The sequence below is a fragment of the Flavobacterium praedii genome, from assembly GCF_026810365.1.
In the GTDB taxonomy this organism is placed as follows: Bacteria; Bacteroidota; Bacteroidia; order Flavobacteriales; family Flavobacteriaceae; genus Flavobacterium; species Flavobacterium praedii.
On record NZ_CP113948.1, the window covers coordinates 181346 to 195000 of the forward strand.

Annotated in this window: 9 protein-coding genes, 1 tRNA gene and 1 rRNA gene; 7 read left to right on the forward strand and 4 right to left on the reverse strand. The window is 35.7% G+C overall.

The window, feature by feature from the left end; genetic code table 11:
• Window positions 1-91: 91 nt before the first annotated feature.
• From aspA to OYT91_RS00905, 5 genes are all read left to right on the forward strand, one after another.
• Window positions 92-1501 (forward strand): aspartate ammonia-lyase, encoded by a 1410-nt coding sequence (aspA, locus tag OYT91_RS00885; protein WP_281239126.1) that lies wholly within the window; start codon window positions 92-94, stop codon window positions 1499-1501.
• 55 nt (window positions 1502-1556) lie between these two features.
• A complete protein-coding gene (locus OYT91_RS00890) occupies window positions 1557-2615 on the forward strand; it encodes a type II asparaginase (RefSeq protein ID WP_281239127.1) in 1059 nt (352 codons plus the stop codon).
• Between the two features lie 40 nt (window positions 2616-2655).
• Window positions 2656-3996 carry an anaerobic C4-dicarboxylate transporter family protein gene (locus OYT91_RS00895; RefSeq protein ID WP_281239128.1) on the forward strand — a complete coding sequence of 447 codons (1341 nt, stop codon included), beginning with the start codon at window positions 2656-2658 and terminating at the stop codon, window positions 3994-3996.
• 19 nt (window positions 3997-4015) lie between these two features.
• Window positions 4016-5209 carry a porin gene (locus OYT91_RS00900; RefSeq protein ID WP_281239129.1) on the forward strand — a complete coding sequence of 398 codons (1194 nt, stop codon included), beginning with the start codon at window positions 4016-4018 and terminating at the stop codon, window positions 5207-5209.
• 96 nt (window positions 5210-5305) lie between these two features.
• The gene (locus OYT91_RS00905; protein ID WP_281239130.1) at window positions 5306-6517 is read left to right on the forward strand and encodes a porin; all 1212 of its coding nucleotides are present in this window, start codon (window positions 5306-5308) and stop codon (window positions 6515-6517) included.
• An 87-nt stretch (window positions 6518-6604) separates the two neighbouring features.
• On the opposite strand, the gene rplT is transcribed toward OYT91_RS00905, so the two are convergent.
• The 4 genes from rplT to thrS all read right to left on the reverse strand — a co-directional run bounded on the left by rplT (window position 6605) and on the right by thrS (window position 9915).
• Window positions 6605-6949, reverse strand: a complete 345-nt coding sequence (gene rplT / locus OYT91_RS00910; protein ID WP_035633036.1) for a 50S ribosomal protein L20 — start codon at window positions 6947-6949, stop codon at window positions 6605-6607.
• 152 nt (window positions 6950-7101) lie between these two features.
• Window positions 7102-7299, reverse strand: a complete 198-nt coding sequence (gene rpmI / locus OYT91_RS00915; RefSeq protein ID WP_007810722.1) for a 50S ribosomal protein L35 — start codon at window positions 7297-7299, stop codon at window positions 7102-7104.
• A 95-nt stretch (window positions 7300-7394) separates the two neighbouring features.
• Window positions 7395-7952: a translation initiation factor IF-3 gene (gene infC / locus OYT91_RS00920; protein ID WP_370514380.1), complete on the reverse strand. Its 558-nt coding sequence runs from the start codon at window positions 7950-7952 to the stop codon at window positions 7395-7397.
• A 16-nt stretch (window positions 7953-7968) separates the two neighbouring features.
• Window positions 7969-9915 carry a threonine--tRNA ligase gene (gene thrS, locus OYT91_RS00925; RefSeq protein ID WP_281239131.1) on the reverse strand — a complete coding sequence of 649 codons (1947 nt, stop codon included), beginning with the start codon at window positions 9913-9915 and terminating at the stop codon, window positions 7969-7971.
• Window positions 9916-11817: 1902 nt separating this feature from the next.
• Between thrS and OYT91_RS00930 the strand changes: the two genes are divergently transcribed.
• Both OYT91_RS00930 and OYT91_RS00935 read left to right on the forward strand, forming a co-directional pair.
• Window positions 11818-13331, forward strand: a 16S ribosomal RNA gene (locus OYT91_RS00930).
• A 204-nt stretch (window positions 13332-13535) separates the two neighbouring features.
• Window positions 13536-13609 (forward strand) — tRNA-Ile (locus OYT91_RS00935).
• The last annotated feature ends 46 nt before the right edge of the window (window positions 13610-13655 follow it).

The window sequence follows — 13655 nt, forward strand, 5'->3', positions numbered from 1 at the left end:
AACAATTGTTAATTAATTAGTTATGTTTTGCTTGTAATTTTTTTATTGTTATATTTATCTAAAATTAATCAAATTTCATAAAGAAAGTATTATGGAAACAACAAGAAAAGAACATGATTTTCTAGGTGAATTAGAGATACCTAATCATCTGTATTACGGTATACAAACCTTTAGAGCAGTAGAGAATTTTAATATCACGGGGATTCCAATCTCAAAAGAACCATTATTTATAAAAGCTTTGGGGTATGTAAAAAAAGCAGCAGCTCTAGCCAATAAGGATTGCGGGGCTATTGATGCTAAAATTGCCGAAGCAATATGTTATGGTAGTGATCAGGTCATTGCTGGTAAATTTGACCAAGAATTTGTTAGTGATTTAATCCAAGGTGGTGCTGGTACTTCCGTAAATATGAATGCTAATGAAGTAATTGCTAATATTGGATTGGAATATTTAGGTCACAAAAAAGGAGAATATAAATTTTTGCATCCAAACAATCATGTAAACTGTTCTCAATCTACTAATGATGCCTATCCTTCAGCTTTTAGAATTGCACTATATCTAAAAATGGATTCTTTTATTAGTAGTTTAGAGAATCTAGAAGTTGCTTTTGCAGCTAAAGGAAATGAATTTAATAAGGTTTTAAAAATGGGACGAACTCAATTGCAAGATGCAGTTCCAATGACTTTAGGACAAGAATTTCATTCCTATGCTACAACTATTGGAGAAGATATCAAACGATTGCGAGATGCACAAAATTTGGTATTAGAAATTAATATGGGAGCTACAGCTATTGGCACTAGAGTAAATGCACCTGAGAAATATCCAGAAATTTGTGTGAATTATTTAGCCAAAGAAGTAGGTATTCCTTTGACATTATCTCCAGATCTTATTGAAGCCACTGTAGATACGGGAGCGTATGTTCAAATTATGGGAACTATGAAAAGAACAGCAGTAAAAGTTTCAAAAATTTGTAACGATTTGAGGCTATTAAGTTCAGGACCACGTACAGGATTCAATGAAATCAACTTGCCAGCGCGTCAACCAGGTTCTTCAATTATGCCAGGTAAAGTCAACCCTGTAATTCCTGAGGTGGTCAATCAAACCTGTTTTTATGTTATTGGACAAGATTTAACTGTCACTATGGCGGCTGAAGCGGGTCAATTACAACTTAATGTTATGGAACCTGTTATTGCTTTCGCTATGTTTACTTCACTGGATTATTTGACAAAAGCCATTCAGACTTTAATTGATAAATGTATAAATGGAATTACTGCAAATGAGCAACATTGTTATAATTTAGTGATGAATAGTATTGGAATTGTAACGCAATTAAACCCAATTTTAGGATACGAAGAAAGTGCCAGCATCGCAGGTGAAGCTCTGAAAACAGGTAAAAGTGTACATCAAATTGCGGTTTTAGAGCGAAAACTAATAACTCAAGAAAAATGGAATGAAATTTATTCTATTGAAAATTTAATCAATCCTAGGTTAATTACTTCTTAAATAGTAGTTTAAGAATTAATTGTGTTCAATTGTATATTAATCAAATAAATATGTTATGAAAAAAATTGTTTTATTATTTTTAGTTTCTTTTGCTGTATTACAAATACAAGCACAAGACAAAATCACGAAAACTTCTCCAAGAATTATGATTTTGGCAACAGGAGGAACCATTGCAGGGTCAGGAGAATCATCCACAAAATCAGCTTATACAGCAGGTAAAGTGCCAATTGACGATTTACTAAATGCAGTTCCTCAAATACATAATTATGGGAAAATTACTGGAGAGCAAGTTGCTTCAATTGGAAGCCAAGATATGAATGTAGTTACTTGGTTAAAGTTGTCCAATAGAATTAATCAAATATTCAAAGAAAATTTAGCAGATGCTATTGTTTTGACTCATGGTACAGATACTCAAGAAGAAACTGCTTATTTTTTAAAATTAACAGTAATGTATGATAAGCCCGTAGTCATTGTTGGGTCTATGCGTCCTTCAACAGCAATGAGCCAAGATGGAAATAGAAATTTATTGGATGCTGTAATGGTTGCTGCAAGTCCTAGAAGTCAAGGTAAAGGAGTTATTGTTGCTATGAATGAAAAAATATTTGATCCTAGAGATGTTACAAAATCTAGTTCTACGAATCTAGAAACTTTTCTATCTCGTAATTTTGGTCCTATAGGATTAATTTATGATGGTAAAGTAAGTTACTACTATCAATCCTTAAGAAATTCTTCAAAAAAGTTTGATGTCTCAAAATTGACAACATTACCTCAAGTAGAGATCGTTTATGGTTATGCAGATGCAAGTCCTCTTACTGTAACATGTTTGTCAAACTCACCTATAAAAGGTCTTGTATATGATGGTATGGGAAATGGGAATTTTAATGAACCTGTTGGAAAAGCTTTAGCGGAAGCTTCTAAAAAAGGAATTTTGGTTTGTCGATCCAATAGAACAGGATCAGGAAGAACTACCTTGGAAAATGAAGTAGATGATGCAGGCCTCGGATTTGTTGTTGCAGATGATTTGAGTGCACAAAAAGCTAGAATCTTATTGATGTTATCGTTAACTGAAACATCAGACAAAATCAAAATTCAACAAAATTTCTTTGAATATTAATTTTAAATAGATTTCCTTTTTTAATCTAAATAATCCTGTTATGATTTGGTTTGAATTTGCTATTCTTATTGGAATGATTCTTATTGGATCTCAAATGAAAGGTATAGGTTTGGGGGTAATGGGGATGGTAGGTTTGTTTATTTTTCTATTTGTATTCAAAATGAAACCTACTGATCCACCTCTAGATGTCATGTTAATTATTATGGCAATAGTAACGACCGCTGCAACCTTACAAGCGTCTGGTGGATTAGATTATTTGGTAAGTCTAGCCGAAAAAATCATTAGAAGTAATCCATCAAATATCACATTTATTGCGCCATTTACGGTGTACTTTTTATGTTTATTTGCGGGTACGGCACATATTGTTTATTCTTTATTGCCTATTATTGCTGAGGTTTCTGCAAAGAAAAGAATTCGCCCAGAACGTCCTTTAAGTGTTTCTGTTATTGCATCTCATCTCGCTTTAACAGGTAGTCCAATGAGTGCAGCTACTGCTGCATTAGTAGTGATTTTGGGGTACTCAGGTGCATTAATTGATATTATGATGATTTGTATTCCTTCTTGTATTATCGGTTTGCTTATTGGTTGTCTTTCTGTTTTTAAAAAAGGATTGGAACTAAATGATGATCCTGTTTTTATTGAAAAAATGAAAGATCCTAATTTTGCAAAAAGTATGGAATCAGATACTGTTAGAAATAATATTCCTTTAAAAGCAGGTGCCAAAACTTCAGTTTTAATTTTTTCTTTTGCAATTATTTTAATTGTTATTGCTGGAGCTTTTCCAAGTATAGTTCCTAGTTTTGAGCCTGGTGCCAAATCGCTAGCTGTTGCCGCTAACGGTTCTTTATCCATGGTAACAATAATAAGTGTAATAACACTTACGGCCTCTGCGGCAATGATGCTAATTACTAAAACGAGTACAGCTGAAGTTACCAAAGCCAGCTTGTTTACCTCTATGGCTTCTGCTGTGGTTTCCGTATTTGGTGTAGTTTGGATGAGCTCCACTTTTATGCACACTAATAATAATATCATTCAAGATGCTTTGAAAGGAATTGTTTCAACTCACCCCTGGACATTTGCAATCGCAGTCTTTGTAATGGGGGTATTGATGTTTAGTCAGGCCGCAACAACTAAAACAATGATGCCATTGGGTATTGCATTGGGCTTGCCTCCAACAGCTTTAATTGCTATTTTCCCAGCAGTAAATAGCGATTTTGTTTTACCAGGTTATCCAACATTATTGGCCGCAATAAACTTTGACCGAACCGGAAGTACTAAAATTGGAAAGTACGTAATAAATCATAGTTTCAATTTGCCAGGTATTATTGCTATTGGAGTAGCTATTACAACAGGTTTTTTAATTGGTTCTTTGATAATGTAAAACCTTAATTGGATTAATTATGAAAAAATATTTTATTTGTTGTTTAATTGGTTATTTACCATTTTTAGCTTTTAGTCAAGACGAAAAGCAAACTAATGAAGGAGTTTTTGTTTTTCCAGATTCATTAAAATCTTTGATCCCCATAAATAAACAGTCATTATTAAGAGACGTTGATGTGATTTTTAATTCTCGAATGGCTTACAATAGTAATTTTTTAGAGGGTAATCATACTTTATCTGCATTTAATGTAAATCAACTTCGTTTTGAAATAAAAGGAAAGATTCATGATAAAGTTTATTTTAGATTCCGTAATAGATATACAAGAGAGCCAATTCCAGGTAATTTGGATAATATAAGTAGATCTGTAGATATGGCTTTTATTAGATTAGATCTATCTCCAACTACTAATTTGTCTATTGGTAAAGTCTGTGCAGATTGGGGTGGGTATGAATTTGATTTTAATCCTATTGATATCCTAACCTATAATGATGTGATAGAATATGCAGATAATTTTTTAGTAGGAGTAGGGATCTCTCATACATTTGCTGATAAGAAAAATTCATTATCATTTCAGGTATTAAATTCTAGAACCAAAACGTATGAGGAACAATATGGGAGTTCTTCACCACCTAGCATCTCTGCATCTGAGTATCCTTTAGCTTTAGTAACAAATTGGCGAGGTAGCTTTTTTAAAGGTAAATTAGAAACCACATATAGCTACAGTTTTTTTAATGAAGCAAAAGGAGCTAATATGAATTATTTTGCAATAGGAAATAAGTTTAATGCTAAGAATTTTGTGCTGTATTATGATTTTCAATATAGCGATGAGGATCTTGATCGTAAAGGAATTGTATCCGATATAATTAATAGTCAATATCAATATGCAGCACAAGATGTTTTATATGTAGAAAATTGGGTTATGGCAGAATATCTTATTACTCCAAAAATTAATTTGTTAATGACTGTAATGAATAGCAATCATTCTTGGAAAGGGAATCCAGATTCAAATGGTAGCTCAAAATTATCTACTAGTTATGGGCTTATATCTACAATTCAATATATGCCTTTCAAAGATATGAATATTAGATTTTATTTGGCATATACTGCTAGAAAATATGATTACACAGGTTATGCCGAAAGGACTTTTGGCGTAAAGGACTATATAACGGGACTATTTGGCATTGGATTTGTTGCGCCATTATTGGTTTTATAATTTGTAAATTTATAAAGTTGCAATAGTGAGCTTGTGGTTTTTTGACTATTTTTTATATAGATTTCTATCTTTAATTAGCTTTTAAAAAAATGAAAGATGAAAAAATATTGCATTTATATCCTATTGGTTTTTCTTCCTACTCTTGCATTAGGTCAAGTAGAACAAATGTGGCAAATGGAAAAGCAATCAAATGAAGGGGAACAGTTTATAATTGATTCGATTCAATCTTTTTTTCCTGTTTCAAAGTTGTCTTTATTAAAGGATGTTAATTTTATTTTTAATAGTCGTTTCGCTTTTGGAAGTACTTTTTTAGATGATAATCATACTGTATCAAAATTTAATGTCGATCAATTTCGATTTGAAATTAAAGGTAGAATTCATAATAAAGTTCGTTTTCGATTTCGGGATCGATATACACGATCACCAGAAATTGGAAATCTTGATAATGTAGATCGATCGATTGATTTAGCTTTTATAACAATCGATTTAACCAAAAGAACCAATTTGGCTATAGGAAAGTTAGTAGCCGATTTTGGTGGTTGGGAGTTTGATATGAATCCTATTAATATTTTAGCTTATAATGATATTGTAGGAAATTCGGATAATTTTTTGGTTGGAGCCGAAATATCTCATTCTTTCAAAGATCAATTGAATTCGGTTTCTTTTCAAATATTAAATTCGAGAACCAATACTTATGAGGAACAGTATGGATTAACAGCTCCCCCAAGCATAGAAGCTTCAGAATATCCTTTGGCATTTGTATCAAACTGGAGAGGTAGTTTTTTTAATAAAAAAATTGAAACAACTTATAGTTACTCCTATTTTCATGAAGCAAAAGGTGTTAGTATGAATTATTTCGCATTTGGGAATAAATTCAAAACAAAAAAATTCATTCTATATTATGACTTTCAATACTCGCAAGAAGGCTTAGATAGAAGAAAAATTGTTTCTAATATCATAAATAGTAAATACCAATATGCTGCAGAAAATGCTGTTTATTTAGGACATTGGATTAGGGCTGGTTACTTAATTAAGCCTAAAGTTAATTTATTATTAACCCTAATGACAACTAGTTTTTATTGGAAAGATAATCCTGACCCTAATGGAGAATCTAGGCTAGCTACTAGTTTTGGAATAATACCAACAGTTGAATATTTGCCTTTTAAGCGTTTTAATATGAAATTCTATATAGGATTTATAGCTAGAAATTATAATTACACTAGATATGCAGAAACTGCTTTTGGGTCAAAAGATTACACTACTGGCTTGCTGAGTTTTGGTGTTATTGCACCTATTTTATTGTTGTAGCTTTTCTTTAGAAAATCAAAAAACCCATTCGCTTGAACGAATGGGTTTTTTTTAAGTAAGTAATCCTAAATTGAGTTTATAAAACGTTTATTTTACTTTATTAAGTACTGCTTTGAAAGCTTCTGGGTGATTCATTGCTAAATCTGCAAGAACTTTACGGTTCAATTCGATTCCGTTAGCTTTTACTTTACCCATGAATTGAGAATAAGACATTCCTTCCAATCTAGCTCCAGCGTTGATACGTTGAATCCATAATGCACGGAAATTTCTTTTATTCACTTTTCTGTCACGGTAAGCGTAGCACATTGCTTTCTCTACCGCATTCTTAGCAACTGTCCAAACGTTTTTACGTCTACCAAAGAAACCTTTGGCTTGCTTCATTATTTTTTTTCTTCTTGCTCTTTTTGCAACTGAATTTACCGATCTTGGCATAATTTTATTGTTTTTTTGTAGCAGGCGTCCTGAATTGAATCAAAGGAACTTAATGGCCATACTCCAAGGTTATTGAAATTGTTTTTAACCCAAAGAATTTAATTTTTTAGGATTCAAGTCTTAATTGTTTAATTCTCAAATCTTAATACTAATTATATAATTCTTAATTGTTGTTTGATGCTTTTCATATCTGTTGAGTGAACTAGCGCTGAGTGAGTCAAAGCTAATTTACGTTTTTTAGATTTTTTAGTCAAGATGTGACTTTTAAAAGCATGCTTTCTCTTAATCTTTCCAGAACCAGTAACTTTAAAACGTTTCTTGGCGCTAGATTTGGTTTTCATTTTAGGCATTTTTTCCTAGTGTTTTAATTTATTCTTACTTACTTATTTTTTATTCAGTTTGTATGTCACAGTGAGTAACTGAAAACTGCAACACTTCAAACTGATTACTTCTTTTTCTTAGGAGCAATAAACATAATCATTCTCTTTCCTTCAAGAACGGGCATAGCTTCTACTTTACCAAATTCTTCTAGGTCAGTTGCCAATCTTAATAATAAGATTTGCCCTTGATCTTTATAGATAATAGAACGCCCCTTAAAGAATACAAAAGCTTTTAATTTAGCTCCTTCTTTTAGGAATTTTTCAGCATTCTTTCTCTTAAATTCGTAATCATGCTCATCAGTTTGAGGACCAAAACGTATTTCTTTTACTACCACTTGAGTAGATTTGGCTTTCAGTACCTTATCACGTTTCTTTTGTTCGTAAACAAATTTCTTGTAATCCATGATTTTACAAACTGGCGGCTCTGCGTTTGGTGAAATCTCAACTAAATCCAATTCAAATTGGTCAGCTAATCTTAAAGCTTCTGCAAGTTTAAAAACTCCAGGCTCTATGTTTTCACCCACAAGTCTTACTTCTTGTACACCACGAATAAGATTATTTATTCTGTGTGCATCCTTTTTTTCTACGCGAGGTTGATAACCTCTGTTGCTTCTTATTGCTATGACTTTATAATTTAAGTTAAACTGTAAATACTTTTAATGTTTTTTTGATTTCCTCGTCAACAATTGAAGCAAATTCCTCTATTGTAACGCTGATATTGCCTTTTCCTTCTTGACCATGACGACGGATAGAAATGGTACCATTTTTCTCTTCTTCCTCACCTACGATCAGCATGAATGGGATCTTCTGCATTTCTGCATCTCTAATTTTCTTCCCTATCGTCTCGCTTCTGTTGTCAATTAGGGCGCGAATTTCGTGATTTTCTAGCAGATTTAAAACTTTTTTAGCATAATTTTCATATTTCTCGCTCAAAGACAGTATAATTGCCTGCTCAGGCATTAGCCAAAGCGGGAAATTTCCTGCTGTGTGTTCCAATAAAATGGCAATGAATCGTTCCATTGATCCAAATGGAGCTCTGTGAATCATCACAGGTCTATGTAATTCATTGTCAGATCCTTTATAAGTTAGTTCAAAACGCTCTGGTAAATTGTAATCCACCTGTATCGTTCCTAGTTGCCATTGTCTGCCTAATGCGTCCTTTACCATGAAATCCAATTTAGGACCGTAGAAAGCAGCTTCTCCGTATTCGACAACGGTATTCAATCCTTTGTCGGCAGCCGCATTTATAATTGCATTTTCTGCTTTTTCCCAGTTTTCATCAGAACCAATGTATTTATCTCTGTTTTCTTTGTCTCTTAAAGAAATTTGGGCAGTAAAGTCTTCAAAACCTAATGAACCAAATACATAAAGCACCAAGTCAATTACTTTTTTAAACTCTTCGTCCAATTGTTCCGGAGTACAAAAAATATGAGCATCATCCTGAGTAAACCCACGTACACGAGTTAATCCATGTAATTCACCGCTTTGTTCGTATCTGTAAACGGTGCCAAATTCAGCATATCGCTTTGGTAAATCTTTGTAGGACCAAGGTCTTACATTGTAGATTTCACAGTGATGAGGACAATTCATCGGTTTCAATAGAAATTCTTCCCCTTCGGCAGGAGTACTTATAGGCTGAAAACTGTCTGCTCCATATTTCGCATAGTGACCAGAAGTAACATACAGTTCTTTTTGGCCAATATGTGGAGTAACCACTTGTTCGTAACCCCCTTTTTTCTGTGCTTTTTTCAAAAACTGCTCCAATCGATCTCTCAAAGCAGCTCCTTTTGGCAACCATAATGGTAAACCTGCTCCCACTTTTTGTGAAAAAGCAAACAATTCTAATTCCTTTCCTAGTTTTCTGTGATCACGTCGTTTCGCTTCTTCCAGTAATTCTAAGTATTCAGTTAAATCTTTTTGTTTAGGAAAAGAAGTACCGTAAACACGTGTCAACTGCTTGTTTTTTTCATCACCTCTCCAATAAGCGCCGGCAACACTCATTACTTTCATCGCTTTGATAATTCCCGTGTTCGGGATGTGTCCTCCACGGCATAAATCGGTAAAAGTAGAATGATCACAAAAAGTGATTGTTCCGTCTTCTAGATTAGAGATTAATTCTGTTTTGTAAATATTGTCTTTGTATATTTCTAATGCTTCTGCTTTAGAAACAGGACGTAATTTAAATTCGTGTTTTCCTCTTGAAATTTCAAGAACGCGGTCTTCAATTTTCTTAAAATCAGCATCAGAGATCTTTTGATCTCCAAAATCCACATCATAATAAAATCCGTTCGAAATTGCAGGTCCAAGAGTCAATTGTATTCCTGGATACATCTCCTCAAGTACTTGCGCCATAACATGCGAAGTCGAATGCCAAAAAGCTTTCTTGCCATCAGCATCATTCCAAGTGTATAATGTAAGACTGCCGTCGGTCGTCAGTGGTGTTGATGTTTCAATAGTTGTACCATTAAAAGAAGCCGAAATCACATTTCTGGCAAATCCTTCACTGATGCTTTTCGCAACATCCATCGGAGTTACTCCAAGAGCAAACTCTCTAACTGACCCGTCGGGCAAAGTAATCTTAATCATTGTTTTTTATATTTTAAGAATGCAAATATAAAGCATTAACAAAACACATACAATAGATATATAAGGTTTGTTCTGTATATAAGAATAAAATCCAATTAATATTATAATTCAAAAAATAGGGAGCTTAAACCTGCTATCCGCTTCAATCTTATAAGCCGAACACCGGCTCATAAGGATTTCCACTACTATCAGGGCTAGGACATCCGTTTTCATGAGATCGTATTCATGTAAAAAAAACAACACCTTATATGTAGGTAAAGAAGAAACAAAGAAAATCCGCGCCTTCGCATTAGCGAATCCGTCAAATCCGCATCCCGCCGCGCCGAATTAGATTTAGTTAAGCTTTATTTTTCTCGCTAAGACGCCAAGGCGCCAAGTTTAGAACAGTTTTCTTTGCGCCTTCGCGCCTTTGCGAGACCTATATTTTATAATAAGATACAGCTATAAAGCCCCACTATATAAAGAAGGGAATAAAAATCCGCGCTCATCCGCGCCTTCGCATTAGCGAATCAATAAAATCCGCTACCCACCGCACCGAATTAGATTGAGTTAAGCTTTGTTTTTTCTCACCAAGACGCCAAGGCGCCAAGTTTAGAACTGTTTTCTTTGCGCCTTCGCGCCTTTGCGAGAACTGTATTTATCAATAGGACACAGCAATACAGAGCTAGGAAAACCACCTTATATTAAGGAAGGGAATAAAAATCCGCGCTCCTCCGTGCCTTCGCATTAGTGAATCAATAAAATCCGCGTCCCACCGCACCTAGATATATTGAGTTAAGCTTTGTTTTTCTAGCCAAGACGCCAAGGCGCCAAGTTTAGAACAGTTTTCTTTGCGCCTTCGCGCCTTTGCGAGATCTATATTTTATAATAAGATACAGCTATAAAAGCCCCACTATATAAAGGAGGGAATAAAAATCCGCGCTCCTCCGCGCCTTCGCATTAGCGAATCCGTCAAATCCGCGTCCCACCGCGCCGAATTAGATTAAGTTAAGCTTTGTTTTTCTCGCCAAGATGCCAAGGTGACAAGTTTAGAACTTTTTTCTTTGTGCCTTCGCGCCTTTGCGAGAACTGTATTTTTTAATAGGACACAGCTATAGAGAGGTACAAAGACCACCTTATATTAAGGAAGGGAATAAAAATCCGCGATCCTCCGTGCCTTCGCATTAGCGAATCGGTTAAATCCGCGTCCCAAAGAGTGATAAAAGTCTATTAGTAAAACCCAGGCGAATACAACCAGGAACAAAGAGTAGTACTAACAAGCGGTAAAAAGGGCAATACATCTGGTATGAATCCCTTCTGAAAAGGCACAAAAAGTAATAAAACCGTAAAAAGGGCCTAAAATTTTCAGTAAGAACGATGGATTTGATAAAAAAGGGGTTGTATAAAGCTCAATATACCAATAGATTAAAAAATAAATCAAAAAAACCTCAAAAAAGTCATTGTTTAAAGGGGTAAAGGGTCTACTTTTGCACCCGCAACAGCGACTAAGTTCTTTAAAACACTGACAAGTAATAAAAATCACAAAGAAGATTTATTTTCAAAAAAGATTAAAAAAAGCTTGTGGGAATTAAAAGAGTATGTTACTTTTGCACCCCGCTAAACGCGCAACGTTCCTTGAGAGGCTGATAAGAAAAGAGAAGAAACTGAGAAAAATATTTTTCAAAAAAACTTCAAAAAGTTCTTGCCAGTTACAAAAAGAATTGTTAGTTTTGCACCCGCTTTGAGAGACAACGAAAAGTGGATTAAACGATAAGAATACGTTCCTAGACATATTGAATTGACAGCCGTTTTAACAGAGATGTTAAAACAAAAGAATAAGAGTAATAGAATCGAAAGATTTGAGAATAGACCACTAGAATTGGAGTCGCATAATAATAGCTTAAGCAATTAAGCATACAATATACGATGAAGAGTTTGATCCTGGCTCAGGATGAACGCTAGCGGCAGGCTTAACACATGCAAGTCGAGGGGTATTGGTTTTCGGACCAAGAGACCGGCGCACGGGTGCGTAACGCGTATGCAATCTACCTTTCACAGAGGGATAGCCCAGAGAAATTTGGATTAATACCTCATAGTATAGCAGTTTCGCATGAAACCACTATTAAAGTCACAACGGTGAAAGATGAGCATGCGTCCCATTAGCTAGATGGTAAGGTAACGGCTTACCATGGCTACGATGGGTAGGGGTCCTGAGAGGGAGATCCCCCACACTGGTACTGAGACACGGACCAGACTCCTACGGGAGGCAGCAGTGAGGAATATTGGACAATGGGCGCAAGCCTGATCCAGCCATGCCGCGTGCAGGATGACGGTCCTATGGATTGTAAACTGCTTTTGCACAGGAAGAAACAACATTACGTGTAATGTCTTGACGGTACTGTGAGAATAAGGATCGGCTAACTCCGTGCCAGCAGCCGCGGTAATACGGAGGATCCAAGCGTTATCCGGAATCATTGGGTTTAAAGGGTCCGTAGGCGGTTTAGTAAGTCAGTGGTGAAAGCCCATCGCTCAACGGTGGAACGGCCATTGATACTGCTAGACTTGAATTATTAGGAAGTAACTAGAATATGTAGTGTAGCGGTGAAATGCTTAGAGATTACATGGAATACCAATTGCGAAGGCAGGTTACTACTAATGGATTGACGCTGATGGACGAAAGCGTGGGTAGCGAACAGGATTAGATACCCTGGTAGTCCACGCCGTAAACGATGGATACTAGCTGTTGGGAGCGATCTCAGTGGCTAAGCGAAAGTGATAAGTATCCCACCTGGGGAGTACGTTCGCAAGAATGAAACTCAAAGGAATTGACGGGGGCCCGCACAAGCGGTGGAGCATGTGGTTTAATTCGATGATACGCGAGGAACCTTACCAAGGCTTAAATGTAGATTGACCGGACTGGAAACAGTTTTTTCGCAAGACAATTTACAAGGTGCTGCATGGTTGTCGTCAGCTCGTGCCGTGAGGTGTCAGGTTAAGTCCTATAACGAGCGCAACCCCTGTTGTTAGTTGCCAGCGAGTCATGTCGGGAACTCTAACGAGACTGCCAGTGCAAACTGTGAGGAAGGTGGGGATGACGTCAAATCATCACGGCCCTTACGCCTTGGGCTACACACGTGCTACAATGGCCGGTACAGAGAGCAGCCACTGGGTGACCAGGAGCGAATCTACAAAACCGGTCACAGTTCGGATCGGAGTCTGCAACTCGACTCCGTGAAGCTGGAATCGCTAGTAATCGGATATCAGCCATGATCCGGTGAATACGTTCCCGGGCCTTGTACACACCGCCCGTCAAGCCATGGAAGCTGGGGGTGCCTGAAGTCGGTGACCGCAAGGAGCTGCCTAGGGTAAAACTGGTAACTAGGGCTAAGTCGTAACAAGGTAGCCGTACCGGAAGGTGCGGCTGGAACACCTCCTTTCTAGAGCTTTAGTGTTAGTTGAAAGACACGCTAAAGAAAGAAGACGAAGAGACTATTGGTTACAGATTTAAGGTTATATTACTCTTGCTGTTAATTTAAAAAAATAATTGAAAGATTTAAAATTTTAAAATTTTAAAGATTAAAAAATTCGCAAGAATGGTTCAATCTTTAAATCATTTAATCTTTAAATAAAAGAAAAAAGAGTGTCTCGTAGCTCAGCTGGTTAGAGTACTACACTGATAATGTAGGGGTCGACAGTTCGAGTCTGTCCGAGACAACAAAATAATTATTAATTGTAAATTGATAATTATAAATTGAAAAGAC